Raw genomic sequence first — 19,634 nt, forward strand, 5'->3', positions numbered from 1 at the left:
GGCCGGACTGTCCAACTCAACAGCGACGCAGAATCCGGTGCATCGCGGACTTCTCGTTCGCTGAAACCCAGAGTCCGTAGCTGGTTTTGACGGCGACCTGACGGGCCACGAATTCACATTCGAACGCGGCGTTCGCCGGCAGCCAACCGGCGGCGTCGCGAAATGCCTTGTCGAAGTTGGCCTGTGCGCTCACCGCCAGCAGATTACGCGGGTCGTTGGCGAAGTCGCGGCGCCGCGCGTCGTCCCAGGCTCGCGCGCCCTTGTACCAGGCATCTGCCAGCGAAACCAGGTGGTCGACCTGCACGGCCTCGGATGTCGCAGGGCCGCGGACGAATTCGATGGTCTGCCCGGAATACGGGTCGTGCAGGAGACCGCGCTGGACCAGGCAGGTGCCGCGGCGCAGTTCGACCCGGGTCAGATCGCGGCGCAGGATGTCGTCACGGGTGTTGCAGCCGTTGTGGCCGAATTCGACATCGACGTCGTCGCTCCAGCGCTCACCGAACCGGTAGCGCTCGAAGTCCTTCGCCCGGTCCCAGCCCTTGACCGGCAACCCATCGAGCATCCGGCGGGCCGCGTCGTAACCCGGGTTCAACGGCGCGGCGCTCGGTGCGGGCGGCGTCCAGGTCGGCGACGGCGCGGGCGAAGAGCCGCTGTTCTGCCACCATGCCCACCCGGCGACAGCTGCCGCCACCAGCACGACCACCGCACCGGCCAGCACCCGCTTGCGTGCGGCCATTGTCAGGGAAGTTCGACCCAGTCCAGCGTGCGCTGCACCGCCTTTCGCCACCCGGCATAACCTTCGGCGCGCTGGTCCTGCGACCAGGTGGGGGTCCAGCGCTTGTGCTCTTGCCAGTTGGCACGCAGGTCGTCGGGACTCTTCCAGAACCCCACTCCCAGCCCGGCCGCGTACGCCGCTCCCAGCGCAGTGGTCTCGGCGACTACCGGTTTGACCACGTCGACGCCGAGCACGTCAGCTTGGATCTGCATGCACAGGTCGTTGGCGGTGATGCCACCGTCAACCTTCAAAACCCCCAAGTGCACACCGGAATCGGCTTCCATCGCCTCGGCCACGTCCCGGCTCTGATAACAGATGGCCTCCAGCGTCGCCCGGGCCAGGTGCGCGTTGGTGTTGAATCGCGACAACCCGACGATCGCGCCGCGGGCATCCGAACGCCAGTACGGCGCGAACAACCCGGAAAATGCCGGCACGAAGTACATCCCGCCGTTGTCGGTGACCTGGCGGGCCAGCGACTCCACCTGGGTGGCGCCGCTGATGATGCCCAGTTGGTCGCGCAACCACTGCACCGCCGATCCGGTGACCGCGATCGAACCTTCCAGGGCGTAGACCGGTTTGGCATCGCCGAACTGGTAGCAGACCGTGGTGAGCAGCCCGTTGTTCGAGCGGACGATCTGCTCACCGGTGTTGAGCAGCAGGAAGTTTCCGGTGCCGTAGGTGTTCTTGGCCTCGCCCGCCGACAGGCAGACCTGCCCGACCATCGCACTCTGCTGATCGCCCAGGACGCCCGCGATCGGCACCTCGCCGCGCACCGGCCCGGTACTGACGGTGACCGCATGTCGTCGCCGCGACGACGACGGTGTGATGCGCGGCAGCATCTCGCGCGGGATCGAGAACAACGCCAGCAATTCGTCGTCCCAGTCCAGGGTCTCCAGGTTCATCAGCATGGTGCGACTGGCGTTGGTGACGTCGGTCAGGTGCACCCCGCCGCGCGGGCCGCCGGTCAGGTTCCACAGCACCCAGGTGTCACAGGTTCCGAACAAGGCGTCGCCGCGTTCGGCGTCGGCGCGCACCCCGTCGACGTTGTCGAGAATCCACTGCAGCTTGCCGCCGGAGAAATAGGTGGCGGGCGGCAGCCCCGCCTTGCGCCGGATCAGCTCGCCATGGCCGTCCCGCTCCAGCGCGGCGGCGATGTAGTCGGTCCGGGTGTCCTGCCAGACGATCGCGTTGTAGTACGGCTGACCGGTGTTCTTGTTCCACACCACCGTCGTCTCGCGCTGATTGGCGATACCCATCGCTGCCAAATCGGAGGCTTGCAACTTGGTGGTGTTGAGGGCGGAGACCAACACCGCCGCGGTGTGGTTCCACAGCTCGAACGGGTCATGCTCCACCCAGCCGGCGCGCGGCAGGATCTGTTCGTGTTCGAGTTGGTGACGGCCGACCTCGGCGCCGTCATGGTCGAAGATGATGCAGCGGGTGCTGGTGGTGCCCTGGTCGATCGACGCGACGAAATCGCCCAAGTCTGACCTCCTGTCCACGTGCCCTGCCGGTCCGTGCGTCCATCATGACCCACCTGGCGTGGATCGGGCGGCGCTACACCGGCCCACGACACGACGACGACTCCCGTCCACAAAATTAGACACTCTTCACGAAGCCACAGTCAGCGTTCATTCGCACGATCGCATATTTCGATGTGTCACCGGTAGATGTCGTATTGGTGAACAAACGGTGTCGGTGGACATCCGCGAAGCCGTCTGACGCCCTCGTCGCCGGGCCGGCGCGTGCAGGTCAAAACTGAATCGGAGGAGCAATGGACGTTGTTCTCGGTGTGGCGCTTGCCTCAAGCCCGCCTGCCACCATCCACACCGTGCTGGTGGGCGGTGACATCGGGGACGGCGTCATCCTGGAGACGCACAACTTTGATCTGCCGACCGACCACACCACCGCATTCGCCGCGGTCGACGCGCTGATCGCCGCGATTCTGCGGGCACGCAACGCCGCCGACACGGCGGGGTATCGCCTGGTGTCGACCGGGGTGACCGTGACGGACCCGCTCGATGCCGCTGAATTGAGTTCGCGGCTGGCGGCCGGTGACCTCGATGAGCTGAAAGACATCGCGCTGATCTCGCCCGACCTGGCCGCCGCCAGCTTGGCCCGCAACCTGGGCCAGACCGTCGGTTGTGACCGGATGGGCCTGCTGTCGGTGGGGCCGTCCGACGCGACCCTGGCCGTGGTCGATTGCATCGACGGCTCCATCACCCGGCTCTTCCGGCAGTTCCTGGCCGACGGTGACGCCACCGCCGCCGTCGAGTCCGTCGCCCAGCGGCTCAACACCCCGGAGACCCGCCCCGACGGGCTTTTCCTGGTCTGCAGCGAGGCCGCCGCGACCGCGATCAGGCCGCGACTCGAGGCGACGGTCGGACGGGAGGTGTGTGAGCCCGCCGAACCGCAGGCGGCGCTCGCCCGCGGCGCCGCGCTGGCCTCGACCCAGGTGACCAGGGCTGTTGAATACTCCACCGCGGCGCTGGCCTATACCCAGGAAGCCGACTCCGGTGCGATGGCGCCCGGCTACTACGACATCCCCGGTCTGGACGTCCCCGGCCTGGGAACCGACGACGTGGCCTACAGTGCGGTCCCCGACGAGGAGGACGAGACCGCCACCGAACTCATTCACCCCGTCGGCGTGTCGACCCGACGTCCGCTACTGGTCGCCGGGACGGTACTGGCCTCCGCCACGTTCGCTGCGGCCTCGGCGCTGATGGTGTCGATGGCGCTGGATATCACCCCCAATCTGGTCGCATTGCGGCCGGAGATCGGTCGGGCGCTGAGCTTTCCACTCACCCCGCCGAAGATGCAGGAACCGGCCTTGCAACCCTATGTCGAGCCGCCGGTGGCAATGAGTCAGCCGGACGCGCTGCCGCTGCCCCCGCTGGAAATGCCACCGGCCGCCCCGGTTTCGGTTCCGATGCCGCCGTCCCCCGCGGCACCTCCGGTGTTCGGTCCCGCGTTGCAGCCGCCGCCAGCTGCGGTGCCCCTGGCAAGCCCGTTCACCTTCACCCCGGCGCCGCTGCCGCTGCCCGTGCCGGTGCCGGTGCCGGTGCACCACTCGACGCCGTCGATTCGGCCGGTCGCAGCGGCGCTGCCCGACCTGTCCTTCCTGCTCGGGTTGCCTGCGAAGCTGCCCACCGCGCCCACACCGCCCAGCGTGGTCCCTGCTCCGCCGCTCGAGCTGCCGGCCCCGCCGGTGGTCAAGCCCGATCCCCCGGATGTCAAACCGGTGCCACCGGTCGTCGTCAAACCGTTGCCGCCGGTCGTCAAGCCCAACCCCCCCGTGGAGATTCCGATCCCGCCCGTGGTCAAGCCGGATCCCCCGGTGATCAAACCGATCCCGCCGGTGATCAAGCCCAACCCACCGGTGCAGCTGCCCGACCCGCCGGTGGTCAAGCCCGATCCCCCGGTGATCAAACCGAACCCACCGGTGATCAAACCGATTCCGCCGGTGGTCAAACCCAATCCGCCGGTGCAGCTACCCGATCCCCCGGTGATCAAACCGAATCCACCGGTGCAGTTGCCCGACCCGCCGGTCCAGCTCCCTGACCCCCCGGTGCAGCTCCCGACCCCACCGGTGATCAAACCGAATCCGCCGGTCCAGCTCCCCGAGGCGCCGATCAAGCTGCCCGACCCACCGGCCGCCAACCCCAACCCGCCGTTCCAGTGGCCCGGTCTGCCGATCTCACCACCGAAATCGGCGCCGCCGGCCGGCCTGCCCCAATCGCCGGTGATCCCGTCGCTGCCGGCACCCAAGGCGCCGACCATGCCGGCATCACCCGGTATCCCGGCATTCAACCCGCCGAGCCTGCCGGGCCTGCCGGCGCCCAACTCGCCTGCGCTGCCGTCGCTTCCGGCGCCCAAGGCACCGGCGATCCCGTCGCTTCCGGCGCCCAAGGCACCGGCGATCCCGTCGCTTCCGGCGCCGGGCGCACCGTCCCTGCCCAAGCTCGGGGGAGGCTCCGGCGGTGGGATCTTCGGCGGCAAGCCCGGTGGCGGCATCTTCGGTGGCAACCCGGGCGGCGGCATCTTCGGCGGTAAACCCGGTGGCGGGATCTTCGGCGGCGGTAAACCCGGTGGCGGGCTGTTCGGCGGCGGTGGTGGCGGGCTGTTCGGCGGCGGGGGCGGCGGGCTGTTCGGCCGCTAGCGAATCGCGCCGGCCCCCTCGGTCGGGGGGCCGGCGCGGCGCGCGGGTGTCAGGGCTGCCACCAGGGCCGCAGCGGCAAGCCCCCGTCCTCGCCTCGCTCACCGACCTTGGTGGCCAACACGTGGTGCAGCTGAAACAGGTTGCGCTCGAAGCCCAGCACCGACGCCGCCATGTACAGGCCCCACACCTTGGCGCGGCCCAAGCCGACCTCGGCGACCGCCTCGTCCCAGTGGTCGACCAGGTTCTGGCTCCAGCCGCGCAGCGTCTTGGCGTAGTGATGTCGGAAGTCCTCCTCGTGCACCACCTCGAAACCGGCCTGCTGGATCTCGGTGATCACTCGCCCCGCGCCGGTGATCTCCCCGTCGGGAAAGACATACCGGTCGGTGAACGCGTCACCCTTGAACGTCGAGTTGTCCGGCAAGGTGATGCAGTGGTTGAGCAGCAGGCCACCGGTGCGCAGTTTCGACTTGAGGAAGCCGAAGTAGGACGGGTAGTTCTTCACCCCGATGTGCTCGGTGAGCCCGATCGAGGAGACCGCGTCGAACCCGGTGTCGGGCACGTCGCGGTAGTCGCAGTGCCGGACTTCGGCCAGGTCGCAGAGCCCCTCGTCGGCGATCGCCCGCTGTGCCCAGTCAACCTGCTCGGCCGACAATGTGGCGCCGATTGCGCGCACTCCGCGACGGGCCGCATAGCGCACCATCCCACCCCAGCCGCAGCCGACGTCGAGCAGCCGGTCGCCGGGTTGCAACCGCAGCTTGTCGAAGATCAGCCGGTACTTGTTCTCCTGGGCTTCCTCCAGTGTGGCGTCGGCGTTCGGGTAGATCGCGCAGGTGTAGGTCATCGACGGGCCCAGCACCCACTCGTAGAAGGTGTTGGACACGTCGTAGTGGTGGTGGATGGCGTCGGCGTCACGGGCCTTGGAGTGCCGCAGTCCCGCCGCGGTACGGCGCCACTTGGCCGGCGCTTCCTCCGGCGGCGGCGCGATCGGCTTGAAGTGCCGAAAACCGATCGACCGGATGATGTTCAGCAGCGCCTGCGGTGAGGGCTGCCGGAACTCCAGATCCGCCAGCGCGTTGAGGACCTGGTAAGGATTTCCCGGGTGCACGCCACGCAGTTCCAGGTCACCCGCGATGTAGGACCGGGCGATCCCCAGTTGTCCCAGCGAGGTGGCCAGATAGGTGGTGGCGCGCGGATTGAGCAGATCCACGCCCAGCTCGGCGTCATCGGGACCGACGCTGCTGCCGTCGTAGGCGGTGATCTTGATCGGCGGCTGCCCCCCGCCGGCCAGCAGCACCAGGATCTCGGCCAGGCCCAGCCGGCCTTTGGTAGCGCGAGCATGCTCCGTGGTCGATGTGGTCATCGTTTTCGATCTGGTCATCGTTTTCGATCTGGTCATAGTTGCACCCGTCCAGCCGTCGTATCCCCCCGTTTACGGGCGGCGTTTTCGTCCATACCCACATCACGGACCATTAACCAGGGAAACGGTGCTGGACCTGCAACGGTTCAACACGCTGCGGTCACGGCCACCAAATCCTGGGCGAACGTCGCCAAATCCGCCTCGGTGGTGTCGACGTGCGGTGAGATCCGCAGCACCGGCGAGGTCAGTTCCAGCGGTGCGCGTTCGACGCCGGCCGCCGTGATGACGATGCGGTGCTGGGCGAGCAGGCCGGTGCGCACCGCCGCCGGGTCGGCGCCGGCCACCGGCGCCAAGGTGGTGATCGCGCTGGGCTCCTCGACCGGCTCGATTACCCGCCAGCCCGGCACGTCTGCCAGCACCCGCCGGCTCAGCGCACCCATGTCGGCCAGTCGGGCCCGCACCAGCGCGGGCCCGGCCGCCAGATGCTCAGCCACGGCAACGGAAAACCCCACCTGCGCGGCGACATTCACATCACCGCCTTGCGGTGCGGGCTGCAGCCGCCCGGCCAGCTGCGACCGTATCGCCAGCGCCCCCACGCCGCGGGGACCGGCCAGCCACTTGCGCGACGAGGAATAGACGGCGTCGGCGCCGACCACGCAGTCGATCTGGCCCAGCGCCTGGGCGGCATCGACCACCAGCGGCACTCCCGCGTCCGCACAGATTTGTGCCATGCCGGCCAGTGGCTGCACCAGTCCCCGGTGGCTGCTGACCGGGGTCAGGTGCACCAGGTCCGGCGGGTCGGCGGCGAGCGCGGCCGCCGCCTCGTCCAGCACCAGCCGCCCGGTGGCATCGACCGGCAGCAGCTGTCGGGTGAAGCCGTGAGCCGCCATGATCGCCAGGTTGGGGCCGTACTCCCCGGGCAGGCAGGCCAGCTTACGGCCGGCGGCCGGCCACCGCGACAGCAGTAGATCCAGCGCGTGTCGCGACCCGGTGCTGAACTCGACCTCGGCGGCAACCATGCCGGTCAGTGCCGCGACAGCGGCCCGGGCGGTGTCCAGCACCGGTGCGGCGGCCTCGGCGGCGACGTAGCCACCGACCTCGGCCTCGTGGCGGGTATGACGGGCGGCGGCGTCCATCGCGGCATGGCTCTGCCGCGAGCAGGCGGCGCTGTCCAGGTGCAGTCCGGCGACCGGCGGCCGGGCCGCCCGCCAGGCGTCGGCAAGGCTCATCTGAAGGCGAGCGACAGGCCGAAATCGCCCGCCGCATCGGTCCACCATCGCCGGCGGCGCAGTCCCACGGCGGCCAACTCGGCGGCCACCTGCTCCGGCCGGAACTTGCAGGACACCTCGGTCAGCATCTCCTCGCCAGCCGCGAACTCGACCGACAGGTCCAGCGCCGCGACCACCACGCGCTGCCGGCGGCGCGACCGCAACCACATCTCGATGCGCTGCTCGCCGGAGTTCCACCGCGCCACATGAGCGAACGCGTCCAGGTCGAAGTCGGCGCCAAGTTCCCGGTTGACCACGGCGAGCACGTTGCGGTTGAACGCTGCCGTGATGCCGGCGGCGTCGTCGTAGGCACGCACCAGCCGCGCGGTGTCCTTGACCAGGTCGGTTCCCAGCAGCAGGCCGTCGCCGTCACGCATCACCGCGGAGAGATCCGCCAGGAAGTCGGCGCGCGGACCCGCCGTCAGGTTGCCGATGGTGGACCCGAGGAACACGAACAGCCGCCTGTCACCCCCGGGGATCTGCGCCAGATGGTGCTCGAAGTCGCCGCAGACGGCATGCACCTGGATCCCGGGATAGTCGCGGGCGATGGCCTCCCCCGCCGTCTCCAAGATGCCGGCGTCCACGTCGAACGGGACGAATCGGCGCAGCGACCCGTTGTCGCGCAACGCATCAAGCAGCATCCGGGTCTTCGCCGAGGTACCGCTGCCCAGCTCGATCAGGGTGTCCGCGGCGGACAGCGACGCCACTTCCGCGGAGTGTTCGCGCAGGATCTCCGTCTCGGCGCGGGTCGGGTAGTACTCCGGCAACCGGGTGATCCGATCGAACAGTTCACTGCCGGCGTCATCGTAGAACCATTTGGGCGGCAACGTCTTCGGATGTTGCTGCAGGCCGAACCGGACGTCGTCGCGCAGCGCGGTGCGGGCGGCGTCGGCAGCCAGGTGATTGGACAGCGAGACCGCCGCATCGAAACCCGTCATCGACTTCCTTCCAACGCGGTGACACTGACCTCGCCGTCATGGGCGTCGACCAGGTGCCGGTCCGGTATGTCTATCCAGCGCGGGTCGTCGTCGTAGGGTTCGCTGGCCAGCACCACGCCGTCAGCACCGTGCAACATCGACAAGGTATCGCCCCAGGTGGTGGCCAGCAGGCGGGAGCCGTTGGCGGCCAAGATGTTCAGCCGCGCCTGCGGATCGGCCGCGGCGGTCTCGACGATCACCTCCGCCAGCGAGTCCGCCCCGTGCTCGAAGATCGTCGCGGCCAGTATCGCGCTGTCACAGACGGATTCGGCTCCCGCGCAGGTGGGCAGCACCGCGCGGTTCACCACACCGTTGTGCGACAGCAGCCAGTGCCCGTCGGTGAACGGGGCGGTGGCGCTGGCCTCGATCGGCATGCCGACGGTGGCCGAGCGCACCGCCGCCACCACACAATGACTCGACAACACCGGCGCCACCGAGGCGAACGAGGTGTCACTCCACAGCGGCGAGGCGCTGCGCCAGCGCCGCGGTTCGTCGCTGCCGCTGCCATCGAAGAACCCGGCGCCCCAGCCGTCGGCGTTGAGCAGCCCGTGCTGTTGGCGGCGCGGCGCATAGGACTGCACCAGCAGACCGTACGGCGGTTCCAGCATCAACTCGGCCAGCGAACGCGGTCTGCCCAGCCAGCCCAGATGCCGGCACATCAGACGTCCCAGGCCAAGCGGACGCCGGCGAAGATCTGCCGACGGTACGGGTGGTCCCAGTTACGGAAGCTGGGCCGTAGGATCTCGGGCGCGACCGCCCATGACCCGCCGCGCAGCACCCGGTAGTCGCCGCCGAAGAACGGTGCGGAATAGCGTTGGTAGATCATCGGCGTAAAGCCCGGCCACGGTTGCAGCGGGGAACTGGTCCACTCCCAGACGTCGCCGAGCAGCTGTTCGGCCCCGTAGGCCGACGCGCCGTTCGGATACGCCCCGACCGGGGCCGGGCGCAGTGCCGCGCCGCCGAGGTTGGCCAGTTGGTCCGTCGCCTCGCCGTCGCCCCAGGGGCGGCGACGTCTCGCGCCCGCCTGCGGATCCCACGCGCAGGCCTTCTCCCATTCGATCTCGGTGGGCAGCCGGGCGCCTGCCCAGGCCGCGTAGGCCTGCGCCTCGAAGTAGCTGACGTGTTGCACCGGTTCGTCGTCGGGGAGGTCTTCGAGGTGACCGAAGCGGGTCCGACAGCTGTGGTCGGGACTCCAGAACTGTGGCGCGGTCAGGCCGGCCTGCATCCGGTGGGACCAGCCGCGCTCGGTCCACCACCGCGGTTGCCGGTAGCCGCCGTCGTCGATGAACGCCCGCCATTCGGCATTGGTCACCGGCACCCGGCCGATCCGGAAGGCCGCGACCTGTACGCGATGCGCCGGCCGCTCGTTGTCGAGCGCGAAGGGTTCGGCCGTGGCATCGACGCCGAGCACGAACTCGCCGGCAGGCACCAGCACCGAGGTCCCGGCCACGCCGGGCCGGCCCGCCGGCAGCGGGCGGCCGGCATCGAGCAGCGGCGCGCCGGTGCGCAGGTTCAGTGCCTGCAGCATGGTCTCGTTGTGCTGGTGTTCGTGACTGACCACCATCCCGAACACGAAACCGTCCGCGAAATCACCGGGCAGCGCGTTCAGTTCGTCGAATACCTTGGATCGGACTGTGGCGCAATATTTCCGGGCCTGCTCCGGGGAGAGCAGCGGCAGGTCGACACGGCTGGCCCGCGGATGAACGAAGGCGTCGTAGAGGCCCTCGACGTCGGCCGGCAGCATCCCGGGCCGGTCCGGGTCCCCGCCGCGCAGCAGCCATAGCTCCTCCTGCTGGCCGATATGGGCCAGGTCCCACACCAACGGGCTCATCAGCGGGTCGTATTGGCGATGCAGTTCGGCCTCGTCGAAATCGACGAGCGCCAGCGTGCGTTCCCGTGCCCGCGACAGCTCACCGGCCAGCGTCTCGGCCTTGGTGACGCCCTTGGTGACGGCCTTGGTCACAACCGTGCTCCCGCCAGCCTCGCCACCGTCGCGGTCACGCCGGCGCGAGCCACCTCGTCGGCGACGTCGTCGGCCGGACAGCGGGCCCATTCGACCATCTCGGCCAACCGGTCCATCCCGTCACGCAGCGAGGCCGGTGCCCGACCGGCCACCAGTCCCACGCATCGCCGGGCAGCCGCGTGCAGCCGCGTGTCGGCCAGTCCGATCCGGGCGGCGACGTCCCAGGCGGTCGCGACGGGCGCGACGGCGTCGGCGGCAGCGTCGGCCGCGGCCGGGTCGTCGAGCAGGGTCGCCAAGGTGAAGACGATCGCCGGCCAGAGCGCATCCCCGACACTGTCGAGGTAGCGGATCTCCAGCCAGCCGCGGGGGCGCACCGGCGGGAACAACGTGGTCAGGTGGTAGTCGAGGTCGACGCTGGTGGCGCGGCGGCCACCCAGGCGCACCCGTCCGTCGGCCCAGTCGGCGAACGGCACATACCGGCTGACCGGGATGGCCTCGGGTGCATGCACCAGCATCACCGGCGCCTTCAGGGCGTAGCGCGCCCAATCGGAGGCCGGGTCGGTGCCGTCCAGCCCCAGGACCGGACCGCACCGCATCGAGTCCAGCCGGCTCCAGACCCGTTGCCGGGTGGAACGCCAGCCGGAGAATTCGCCGCTCAACAGTGGGGAATTGGCGGCGATCGCAACCATGGTCGGGCCCAAGGCGTGCGCCAGCCACACCCGGTCGGCCCAGCTGGAACGCCGGCCGGCATCCAGGTTGAGCTGGACCGACGCCGTCGACGTCATCATCGCCGCACCGGCCGAACCGGTGTGGCTGGCGGCGAAGAACTGCTCCATGGCCGCGTAGCGCGGACCCGGGTTGATGCGCTGCGTCGGCCGCAACGGGTCGGCACCGAGGGCCACCAGCCCCAGCCCCGCATCGGCGAACGCGGCTCGCAGCACCGCCTGGTCGGCGGCCATCGCCGCGATCGCAGCGGGCGCGCCGGCCAACGGCGGGCTGGACAACTCCACCGCGCCACCGGGTTCCACGGTGACCCTGCTGCCACCCGGCAACACCGGCAGCGACGCCAGCACCTCGCCGATCTCCGCCCAGCCGGGGCGCCGACGCGGATCGACCGGGTCGAAGCAGTGGGCCTCGATCTCTAAGCCGACCCGGCCCGGCGGCGCATCGGTGAGGCAGCGGTCGGCGATGTATTCGGCGGCTTCGGCGGAACCGGACAGTTCGGTCTCACCGGGGCGCGGCTCATCGACGCGGGACAGTTGAGTCGCCGCGGCGAGCGCCATATATCAACCCCTCCGCCCGTCGATCGTTTCGACGTTACCGGAGCCACCCGACACCGTGACGGCCCGTTACTGGCCTAGCGAGTTCTGCATCGCTCCCGCCAGCACGTTCACCGCCGGTCCGGCGTTACCGGACTGGCAGACTTTGGCCTGCAGCAGCACGTTGAGCCGCAGCCGGGTCTGGTTGAAACAGCGCCGATCGGTGCCGGCTTCCTGCTTGACCCAGGCGGCATCGGTCGCCCCGGCCGGCCCGCCGTCGAACGCCCACACCTGGGTGGTCCCGCTGTCCAGGTGCATCGCAGTGGTGCGTCCCGAGCACCCAGCGGTGCGGTCGGTGATGCGGTGGAAGGCCCGGTCGGCGGCGGCCTCGGTGGCGAACACCCCCACCGCCTGCTTGACGAAATGCGTCTGGTCGTTGGCCGCGGTCTGGGTGACCGCGCTATTGAACGACGCCAGGTCGGGGTCGTTGTAGACCTCGGGCAAGCCGATGTCGGCCCAGTTGTTGCAGGCCGGATAGTCGACCCAGAACGCCTGGAACGGCTGGCCGGACGGTGCGTCCCAGGTCATCGGGGCGCCGACGATGTTGCCGACCGAGCCCTTGGGCAACACCGCGTAGGACACCACCCCGGGTTCGGAGGGCCGCGCCACAGCGGCCGGGGCGATCGCCGTGGACATCACGCCCAGACCCAGGCTCGCCACCACCAGTCCCGCAGCGGCTCGCATGCTTACACCTTCGCCGAAACGATGAAGTCGGCGTTTCCGGTCGCGGAGCGGACGTGGCCGTCTCGGCCACCGCCGGGCACGGTCGACCCGGTGGCGAAAACGACGTTGATGCTCATGGCTCGATCATGCCAGGACGGCCCGCCCGTCAGGCAAGGTTGGCCCGCACCCCGGCCTCCACATTGCGGCCCAGGTCCTCGTCGACGTTGTGCCAGTACTCGAACACCCGCGACAGCACCGGCTCGCGAACGCCGGCGGAGACATGGCCGATAATGTTGGCCGCCAACCGTTTCCGCTGCTCCTCGTCGAAAACGTGACGGACCAGGGTTCCGGCCTGTCCGAAGTCGTCGTCGGCGTCACGCAGCGTGTACGCCGTGCGCACCATCTCACCGTCGGCATGCCAGCGCACTTCGGCGGCGCGAGCCGAGTCGGCGGCCGGGCCGCCGACCGAGTTCGGCGCGTACACCGGGTCGGACGCGTTGCGGAACCGCATGGTGCCGTCCTTGGAGTAGGTGTGCACGTCGGTCTTCGGCGCGTTGACCGGCAACTGGTTGTAGTTGGTTCCGATCCGGGCGCGGTGGGCGTCGGCGTAGGAGAAGCCGCGGGCCAGCAGCATCTTGTCGGGGCTCAGCCCGGTGCCGGGCACGGTGTTGCTCGGTTCGAACGCCGCCTGCTCGATCTCGTTGTGGTAGTCGGCGACGTTGCGGTCGAGGGTGAAACGCCCGACGTCGATCAGCGGGTAGTCGGCGTGCGGCCACACCTTGGTGAGATCGAACGGGTTGAGCCGGTAGGTCTTGGCGTCCTCGAACGGCATGATCTGCACCTTCACCGCCCAGCTGGGGTATTCGCCGCGTTCGATCGCGTCGTACAGATCACGCTGGTGGTAATCGGCGTCGGCGCCTGCGAGCCGCTCTCCCTCGTCCTGGGTGAGGTACTCGACGCCCTGATCGCTGATGAAGTGGTACTTGACCCAGAAGATCTCGCCGACGGCGTTGACCCAGCTGTAGGTGTGGCTGCCGTAGCCGTTCATGTGCCGCCAGGTTTTCGGCAGACCCCGATCACCCATCAGATAGGTCACCTGATGCGCCGATTCCGGACTGAGCGTCCAGAAATCCCACTGCATGTGGTGGTCGCGGAGATTGCTTGCCACCAGCCGTTTTTGGGATCGGATGAAGTGCTGGAACTTCATCGGGTCCCGGATGAAGAAGATCGGGGTGTTGTTGCCGACGATGTCGAAGTTGCCCTCGGAGGTGTAGAACTTGAGCGCGAATCCGCGCACGTCGCGCCAGGTGTCGGGGCTGCCGCGTTCACCGGCGACGGTGGAGAACCGGGCCAGCATCTCGGTTTTGACCCCCGGCGCGAACACCGCCGCACGGGTGTAGGCGCTGACATCGGCCGTCACCTCGAGGTGCCCGAATGCCCCGCCCCCCTTGGCATGCGGCTGGCGTTCCGGGGTGCGCTCCCGGTTGAACATCGCCATCTGCTCGAGCAGGTAGTGGTCCTGCAGCAGGATCGGGCCGTCCGGGCCGACCGTGAGCGAGTCGGTGTCACTCGGTGCCGGAGCACCGGCCTCGGTGGTGGTGTGGTGCTCGGCCATCCGTCAGGTCTCCTCGTTATTTCAAAGGGCTTTGGCCAACGAGGCCCGTGAGTGTGCGGTTTGCGTTACTCGCCATGCGAGGCGTCGGAAACCGCACACTCGGCGGGTCTCGTGGGAATTACCGGTGCGGTGCCGGCGGTGCCGGCGGCGCGGACGGCGGCCCCGGCGGCGGACCGACCGGACCGCCGGGCGGGTTACCCGGGCCGGCGGGACGGAACCCCGGCCAGCCCGGTTCGTTGCCGGGGCCGGCGGGCCCGAAGCCGTGGCCCATCGGCGGGCCGTGGTGCATCATGCAATGCCCATGCTGGTGTCCGTGCCAGCCACCGTTGCTGAGGTAGCTGCCGGCGCAGAAGATCACCGCGGCCACGAACACGGTCCCGGCGATGATCACCACCCACGCTGCGGCCTGATACAGCCTGTTCGGTTTGGCCGCCGGTGCTGCCGGTGGCGGCGGTGGCGGCGGCGTCGGTGCAGGTGTTTCGGTCATATCGCCCAATCATGCCTGACAACGACGCCAGCCGCCGCCCTTCGGGAGGGGCGGCGGCTGGTTGTTCGTGGCCGGGGCTTACCGGCCCGGCGTCGGCGCCGGGGGCCGGGTGACCAACGGCGGAACCTCACCGGGTCCCGGGCCTTCCGGTCCCGAGGGAGGAGCCATCGAACCGGGACCGCGGTGGGGGCCATGGTGGAACCCTCCGTGGAACCCCTCGTGGAAGCCCTTGTGGAACATCGCCCCGTGGTGTTTGTGGTGGCAGTGATGCCCGCGCGGACCGCCCTTGCTGGCCCACACTCCGGCGAAGAAGATCGACGAGACGATGAAGACGATCCCGGCGACGATTGCGACCCAGGCCGCGAGCCGGTAGAGCCAGTAAGGCTTGGGCTCACCCGGTGGTGCGGGTGGGGTGGTTGTGGTGTCAGGTGTTTCGCTCATGGTTGACATGGTGCGCGAGTAATCGCCCAGCCCCGCTAGGTGCTGGCTATGCGTCCGCTATGAGCCCGAGGGTGCCGCCGTAATCGGCAAATCCCGAGTCGACCCTGTACGGCAGTTCAGAAAGTCCAGGGAAAACCCTGTATCGCAGCCGTGCGTTGCGCTCCTACCGTCAGGACTACACCAGCCAGGTCGGCTGGAAGGTAGGGGAAGGCACGAACATGGGGAATCTGAAGCAAGTCAGCAGTCTGGGCATGCTGGCGCTGGGACTCGGGGTCGGGGCCGCCTTGGCAGCCGCGCCGATCGCGGGCGCGGGAACACTCTCGGCTGACGGCGGCGCCGGCGCGTTGGGTGTCGCCGGCGCGCTGGCCGCCGCGGACCTCGGCGACGCCGTCGCCACGGTGGGTACGGCGGCCGCGACAGCACCGACCCTCCCCGACGACTTCGGCAACATCGCATTGTCGATCAGCGGGTTCGACTTGTTGTCTCTCGGCAATGCGAACGCGAGCTCGAGCTTCGGCAACATCGCCTTCGCCTACGGGGAATTCGCCAACGCCAACGCCATGAGCGGTTTCTTCAACTACGCCTCGGCGCAAGGCGACCACAGCAACGCCGCGGTCGGCGACACCGGGTCGTTCAACTATGCGTCCGCGCTGGGCGATCACGCCAGCGCGTCGGCGGCGTGAGGCAACGGCAACGTGGCGACCGCCACCGGCGACTATGCCGTCGCGAATGCGGGTGCCTCTGTCGTGCCCGGCGTCTACGACAGCCATTTCAACACCGCCACCGCCGAGGGCCTGCACGCCATCGCCTACGCCGGCTGGGACGGGAGCAGCAACAATGTCGCGAGCGCCCTCGGCGACAACATCCAGGACTACGCGCCGGACGTCACCCCCTCAGGTCCGGCCGACGCGGACCTCGATCTGCTCGGCGACACCGGATCGGGCGGCGACTTCTGGACCGACCTGTGGGGCCTGTTCAGCTGACCGACCACGGCTTGAACGGGTTGACCGCGAACTGGATCACCCGATACGGCGCCCGGGCGCGCGGATCGCTGTTATGCCACTGGCTGATGAACACCCGCAGCTCGTCCAGCGTCGACCCCGGTGAGATGTAGCCGCCGTAGGGCTGGGCCAGCCGGTTGTCGAACGGCGAGGGCAGGGTCTCGACGGGCACCGGCGGATCCGGCCACTCGGCGTGCTGCACCACCGTGGTCACCGGCGCCGTCCCGAGACCGGTCGGGTCGTAGGCCACCCGCACCTCCATGTTCCCGGTGGTGCCGTTGAAGTAGGACAGCACCGGCTTGCCGTCGACCTGGCGCAGGCTCAGCTCGCCGATCTGGTCGTTCCACAACGGCGTGGGCTTATGCCCCCAACCGTTGCCGGCGGCCCAGCCCTGCCAGGCCGACCGGTCGGTGAACTTGTCCGGGGTGACCCGGTACAACGTCACCGACGCGCTGCGGTCGAAGTTGTTGGCCACCACGTACACCCAGCCGGTGACCGAATCCGGTGTCGGAACCGGATCGTAGTAGCCGCTGATCTGGGACTGACCGAAATCCTGGTAAGAGGCCGGTCGTACCGATCCCGGTACCGTCTGCCAACCCGGTTGCGCCGGATCGGCTTTCACCAGCCGGGATGACTGCGGCACCAGCATCGTGGCGGTGGTCACCATCAGGTAGTTGGTCCGGTTGATCGAGACGATCCCGGCCGGCAGTTGCGTGCTGCCGGCCGGTGCGGGGTCGGCCAGCAGCGGCCGGTCCACCCCGATCACCCCGGTGTAGCGCACGCCGTCGGCGTCGTCGACCGAGTCCGGATCCAGCCGCAACGCGATCGGTGAGTACCAGCCGCCGAACCCCACGCCTTGGCCGGCGAAGCTGTCCCCGCAGATCTGCAGCACCGCGCTGGGGAACTCCATGAACTCGCACAGATCGGTCGCCCCGATGCCGTAATCACCGGTGAGCGTGCCGGTTCCGGCACTCGGGCCGATCCGGACCACCTGCCCCTCGGCCAGCGGCCACAACACCGGACGCGGGATCGGCGCCGGCGGTTCGGCGTGCGCGACCAGCGGGCCCGTCATCAGCGCCACCACGGCCATACCCGTCGCCGAGCGTGCAATCACCGCGATATTCGTTGCGATCTTTCGCAGCCGGTGCACGTTCGGCGCCCAACGCTGCCGGACTAGGACGCAGCCAGCAGCTCGGCGATCTGAATCGTGTTAAGCGCCGCACCTTTACGCAGGTTGTCCCCGGAGACGAACAACGCCAGGCCGCGCCCGTCGGGCGCGCCGGGGTCGACCCGGATCCGGCCCACCAGGGAGTCGTCGGCGCCGGCGGCGGCCAGCGGAGTGGGCACGTCGGTCAGCGTCACACCCGGTGCGGCCTTGAGCAGCTCGGTGGCCCGCTCCGGCGAAATCGGCCGGGCGAACTCGGCATTGATCGACAGCGAGTGCCCGGTGAACACCGGCACCCGGACGCAGGTACCACTCACCAAAAGGTCTGGGATACCGAGGATTTTGCGGCTCTCGGACCGCAGCTTCTGATCCTCGTCGGTCTCACCGGAACCGTCGTCGACGTAGCTGCCGGCCAGGGCGACCACGTTGAAGGCGATCGGCGCGACGTAGGTGTTCGGCGCCGGGAAGTCGACGGCGCTGCCGTCGTACACCAGCTGCTCGGCGCCGTCGGCGACCGCGCGGACCTGCCCGGCCAACTCCTGCACCCCGGCCAGTCCGCTGCCCGAGACCGCCTGATAGGTCGAGACGATCAGCCGGGTCAGGCCGGCCTCCTCGTGCAACGGCTTGAGCACCGGCATCGCCGCCATGGTGGTGCAGTTCGGGTTGGCGATGATGTTCTTGGCCAACTTCTTCCCACGCACGTCCCGGTCGAAGTTCACCTCTGCGACGACCAGCGGAACCTCGGGGTCCTTGCGCCACGCCGAGGAGTTGTCGATCACCGTGACCCCGGCGGCGGCGAACCGCGGCGCCTGCACCTTCGACATCGCCCCACCCGCCGAGAACAGCGCGATGTCCAGGCCGGCGGGGTCGGCGGTCTCGGCGTCCTCGACCTCGATCTCGACGCCGCGGAACGCCAGCTTGCGCCCGGCCGACCGCGCCGAGGCGAAGAACCGCAGGTTGTCGGCGGGGAAGTTGCGCTGCTCGAGCAGGGTGCGCATCACCTGGCCGACCTGGCCGGTCGCGCCGACCACTCCTATGGCGGCCATGTCAGCGCCCCGTTCCGGCGTAGACGGTGGCTTCCTCGTCGCCGCCGAGGTCGAATGCCTGATGCAGTGCGACTACGGCCTTGTCCAAGTCGTCCTCGGCCACCAGCACCGAGATGCGGATCTCGGAGGTGGAGATCAGGTCGATGTTGATGCCGTTGTCGGCCAGCGTCTCGCAGAAGGTTGCCGTGACGCCCGGGTGGCTGCGCATACCCGCACCGACCAGCGACACCTTGCCCACGTTGGTGTCGTAGAGCACCTCGGTGAAGCCGATCTGGGTCTTGAGCGATTCCAGCTTGGCCACCGCGGCCGGGCCGCTGTCGCGCGGACAGGTGAAGGTGATGTCGGTCTTGCCGTCTTCGAGCTTGGAGACGTTCTGCAACACCATGTCGATGTTGATGTCGGCGTCGGCGACCGCGCGAAAGATCTTGGCGGCGTAGCCGGGCAGGTCAGGGATGCCGACGACGGTCACCTTGGCTTCGCTCTTGTCGTGGGCGACTCCGGTCAGCAGCGCGTCTTCCATGGGGATGTCCTTGATCGATCCGGTAACGATGGTGCCGGGCTTGTCCGTGTACGACGAGCGCACATGAATCGGCAGGTGGTAGCGGCGGGCGTACTCGACGCAGCGCAGCATCAGCACCTTGGCGCCGCAGGCGGCGAGCTCGAGCATCTCCTCGAAGGTGACGGTGTCCAACTTCTTGGCGTTGGGCACGATGCGCGGGTCGGCGCTGTAGATACCGTCGACGTCGGTATAGATCTCGCAGACGTCGGCGTTCAGGGCCGCGGCCAGCGCCACCGCGGTGGTGTCCGAGCCGCCGCGGCCCAGCGTGGTGACGTCCTTGGTGTCCTGGCTGACGCCCTGGAAGCCCGCGACCAGCACTACCTGATTCTCGCCGAGCGCAGCCTGCAGCCGGCCCGGGGTGACCTCGATGATCTTGGCCTTGCCGTGCACGCCGGTGGTGATCACCCCGGCCTGCGATCCGGTGAAGGAGCGGGCCTGACAGCCCAACTCCGCGACGGCCATCGCCACCAGCGCGTTGGAGATCCGCTCGCCGGCGGTGAGCAGCATGTCCAGTTCCCGGGCCGGTGGCGCCGACGACACCTGTTGGGCCAGGTCCAGCAGGTCATCGGTGGTGTCCCCCATCGCCGAGCACACCACGACGACGTCGTCGCCGTCGTTCTTGGTCTCGACGATGCGCTCGGCGACGCTGCGGACCCGATCGGCATCGGCCACCGACGAGCCGCCGTATTTCTGCACGACGAGCGCCACTATTGGTCCCTTCCTCAGCTGGGCTCGTCCCAGAATAGGGGAAGCGGCTGTGGGCGCTGACGCTGCGCCCGGGGCCGTTTCCCCAACACCCGGCTGAGCGCGTAAACTCCACGATGTGCAGCGGGTGCTCCTTC

At 69.0% G+C, this 19,634-nt stretch carries 18 protein-coding genes; 3 read left to right on the top strand and 15 right to left on the bottom strand.

Annotated elements, in window-relative coordinates:
* Nucleotides 1-16 precede the first annotated feature (16 nt).
* Both ACAG20_RS12015 and glpK read right to left on the bottom strand, forming a co-directional pair.
* The gene (locus tag ACAG20_RS12015) at nt 17-736 is read right to left on the bottom strand and encodes an HNH endonuclease family protein (protein ID WP_370492661.1); all 720 of its coding nucleotides are present in this window, start codon (nt 734-736) and stop codon (nt 17-19) included.
* 2 nt (nt 737-738) lie between these two features.
* Nucleotides 739-2,274: a glycerol kinase GlpK gene (gene glpK / locus ACAG20_RS12020; RefSeq protein ID WP_370492662.1), complete on the bottom strand. Its 1,536-nt coding sequence runs from the start codon at nt 2,272-2,274 to the stop codon at nt 739-741.
* A gap of 272 nt (nt 2,275-2,546) precedes the next feature.
* On the opposite strand from glpK, the gene ACAG20_RS12025 reads away from it, so the two are divergent.
* Nucleotides 2,547-4,931: a hypothetical protein gene (locus tag ACAG20_RS12025; protein ID WP_370492663.1), complete on the top strand. Its 2,385-nt coding sequence runs from the start codon at nt 2,547-2,549 to the stop codon at nt 4,929-4,931.
* Nucleotides 4,932-4,980: 49 nt separating this feature from the next.
* Here the strand turns inward: ACAG20_RS12025 and ACAG20_RS12030 are convergent, their stop codons facing one another.
* The 10 genes from ACAG20_RS12030 to ACAG20_RS12075 all read right to left on the bottom strand — a co-directional run bounded on the left by ACAG20_RS12030 (nt 4,981) and on the right by ACAG20_RS12075 (nt 15,021).
* A complete protein-coding gene (locus ACAG20_RS12030; protein ID WP_370492664.1) occupies nt 4,981-6,291 on the bottom strand; it encodes a class I SAM-dependent methyltransferase in 1,311 nt (436 codons plus the stop codon).
* Nucleotides 6,292-6,434: 143 nt separating this feature from the next.
* Nucleotides 6,435-7,517 (bottom strand): ergothioneine biosynthesis PLP-dependent enzyme EgtE, encoded by a 1,083-nt coding sequence (gene egtE / locus ACAG20_RS12035; RefSeq protein WP_370492665.1) that lies wholly within the window; start codon nt 7,515-7,517, stop codon nt 6,435-6,437.
* On the bottom strand, nt 7,514-8,494 hold the full coding sequence (gene egtD, locus ACAG20_RS12040) for an L-histidine N(alpha)-methyltransferase (protein WP_370492666.1): 981 nt from the start codon (nt 8,492-8,494) through the stop codon (nt 7,514-7,516). The genes egtE and egtD overlap by 4 nt, the downstream gene beginning before the upstream one ends.
* Nucleotides 8,491-9,192: an ergothioneine biosynthesis protein EgtC gene (gene egtC / locus ACAG20_RS12045; protein WP_370492667.1), complete on the bottom strand. Its 702-nt coding sequence runs from the start codon at nt 9,190-9,192 to the stop codon at nt 8,491-8,493. The genes egtD and egtC overlap by 4 nt, the downstream gene beginning before the upstream one ends.
* Nucleotides 9,192-10,496 carry an ergothioneine biosynthesis protein EgtB gene (gene egtB / locus ACAG20_RS12050; RefSeq protein ID WP_370492669.1) on the bottom strand — a complete coding sequence of 435 codons (1,305 nt, stop codon included), beginning with the start codon at nt 10,494-10,496 and terminating at the stop codon, nt 9,192-9,194. Before egtB ends, egtC begins: the two co-directional genes overlap by 1 nt.
* The gene (egtA, locus tag ACAG20_RS12055; protein WP_370492670.1) at nt 10,493-11,779 is read right to left on the bottom strand and encodes an ergothioneine biosynthesis glutamate--cysteine ligase EgtA; all 1,287 of its coding nucleotides are present in this window, start codon (nt 11,777-11,779) and stop codon (nt 10,493-10,495) included. The genes egtB and egtA overlap by 4 nt, the downstream gene beginning before the upstream one ends.
* Nucleotides 11,780-11,845: 66 nt before the next feature.
* Nucleotides 11,846-12,499: a sensor domain-containing protein gene (locus ACAG20_RS12060; protein ID WP_370492671.1), complete on the bottom strand. Its 654-nt coding sequence runs from the start codon at nt 12,497-12,499 to the stop codon at nt 11,846-11,848.
* Nucleotides 12,500-12,644: 145 nt separating this feature from the next.
* Nucleotides 12,645-14,093 carry a catalase gene (locus tag ACAG20_RS12065; RefSeq protein ID WP_370492672.1) on the bottom strand — a complete coding sequence of 483 codons (1,449 nt, stop codon included), beginning with the start codon at nt 14,091-14,093 and terminating at the stop codon, nt 12,645-12,647.
* Nucleotides 14,094-14,211: 118 nt separating this feature from the next.
* Nucleotides 14,212-14,580 (bottom strand): hypothetical protein, encoded by a 369-nt coding sequence (locus tag ACAG20_RS12070; protein ID WP_370492673.1) that lies wholly within the window; start codon nt 14,578-14,580, stop codon nt 14,212-14,214.
* A gap of 78 nt (nt 14,581-14,658) precedes the next feature.
* Nucleotides 14,659-15,021 carry a hypothetical protein gene (locus tag ACAG20_RS12075; protein WP_370492674.1) on the bottom strand — a complete coding sequence of 121 codons (363 nt, stop codon included), beginning with the start codon at nt 15,019-15,021 and terminating at the stop codon, nt 14,659-14,661.
* A 218-nt stretch (nt 15,022-15,239) separates the two neighbouring features.
* Here ACAG20_RS12075 and ACAG20_RS12080 point away from each other — a divergent pair, with 218 nt between their 5' ends.
* Both ACAG20_RS12080 and ACAG20_RS12085 read left to right on the top strand, forming a co-directional pair.
* Entirely contained in the window at nt 15,240-15,704 is a 465-nt protein-coding gene (locus ACAG20_RS12080; protein WP_370492675.1) for a hypothetical protein, read from the top strand.
* 12 nt (nt 15,705-15,716) lie between these two features.
* Nucleotides 15,717-16,004, top strand: coding sequence for a hypothetical protein (locus tag ACAG20_RS12085; protein ID WP_370492676.1), 288 nt, complete (start codon nt 15,717-15,719; stop codon nt 16,002-16,004).
* Here the strand turns inward: ACAG20_RS12085 and ACAG20_RS12090 are convergent.
* The 3 genes from ACAG20_RS12090 to ACAG20_RS12100 form a co-directional block, all read right to left on the bottom strand.
* A complete protein-coding gene (locus tag ACAG20_RS12090; protein WP_370492759.1) occupies nt 15,997-17,112 on the bottom strand; it encodes a DUF4185 domain-containing protein in 1,116 nt (371 codons plus the stop codon). The two genes, ACAG20_RS12085 and ACAG20_RS12090, sit on opposite strands and share 8 nt — an antisense overlap.
* Before the next feature lie 83 nt (nt 17,113-17,195).
* Nucleotides 17,196-18,233, bottom strand: a complete 1,038-nt coding sequence (locus ACAG20_RS12095) for an aspartate-semialdehyde dehydrogenase (RefSeq protein WP_370492677.1) — start codon at nt 18,231-18,233, stop codon at nt 17,196-17,198.
* A gap of 1 nt (nt 18,234) precedes the next feature.
* Nucleotides 18,235-19,500: an aspartate kinase gene (locus ACAG20_RS12100; protein WP_370492678.1), complete on the bottom strand. Its 1,266-nt coding sequence runs from the start codon at nt 19,498-19,500 to the stop codon at nt 18,235-18,237.
* Nucleotides 19,501-19,634 lie beyond the last annotated feature (134 nt).

The organism is Mycobacterium sp. pW045 (assembly GCF_041287085.1).
In the GTDB taxonomy this organism is placed as follows: Bacteria; Actinomycetota; Actinomycetes; order Mycobacteriales; family Mycobacteriaceae; genus Mycobacterium; species Mycobacterium algericum_A.

Coding starts and splice junctions, on each gene's coding strand:
- ACAG20_RS12015 (WP_370492661.1), bottom strand. CDS start 736: ATGGCCGCACGCAAGCGGGTGCTGGCCGGTGCGGTGGTCGTGCTGGTG.
- ACAG20_RS12025 (WP_370492663.1), top strand. CDS start 2,547: ATGGACGTTGTTCTCGGTGTGGCGCTTGCCTCAAGCCCGCCTGCCACC.
- ACAG20_RS12030 (WP_370492664.1), bottom strand. CDS start 6,291: ATGACCACATCGACCACGGAGCATGCTCGCGCTACCAAAGGCCGGCTG.
- egtE (WP_370492665.1), bottom strand. CDS start 7,517: ATGAGCCTTGCCGACGCCTGGCGGGCGGCCCGGCCGCCGGTCGCCGGA.
- egtD (WP_370492666.1), bottom strand. CDS start 8,494: ATGACGGGTTTCGATGCGGCGGTCTCGCTGTCCAATCACCTGGCTGCC.
- egtC (WP_370492667.1), bottom strand. CDS start 9,192: ATGTGCCGGCATCTGGGCTGGCTGGGCAGACCGCGTTCGCTGGCCGAG.
- egtA (WP_370492670.1), bottom strand. CDS start 11,779: ATGGCGCTCGCCGCGGCGACTCAACTGTCCCGCGTCGATGAGCCGCGC.
- ACAG20_RS12060 (WP_370492671.1), bottom strand. CDS start 12,499: ATGCGAGCCGCTGCGGGACTGGTGGTGGCGAGCCTGGGTCTGGGCGTG.
- ACAG20_RS12065 (WP_370492672.1), bottom strand. CDS start 14,093: ATGGCCGAGCACCACACCACCACCGAGGCCGGTGCTCCGGCACCGAGT.
- ACAG20_RS12070 (WP_370492673.1), bottom strand. CDS start 14,580: ATGACCGAAACACCTGCACCGACGCCGCCGCCACCGCCGCCACCGGCA.
- ACAG20_RS12075 (WP_370492674.1), bottom strand. CDS start 15,021: ATGAGCGAAACACCTGACACCACAACCACCCCACCCGCACCACCGGGT.
- ACAG20_RS12080 (WP_370492675.1), top strand. CDS start 15,240: ATGGGGAATCTGAAGCAAGTCAGCAGTCTGGGCATGCTGGCGCTGGGA.
- ACAG20_RS12090 (WP_370492759.1), bottom strand. CDS start 17,112: ATGGCCGTGGTGGCGCTGATGACGGGCCCGCTGGTCGCGCACGCCGAA.
- ACAG20_RS12095 (WP_370492677.1), bottom strand. CDS start 18,233: ATGGCCGCCATAGGAGTGGTCGGCGCGACCGGCCAGGTCGGCCAGGTG.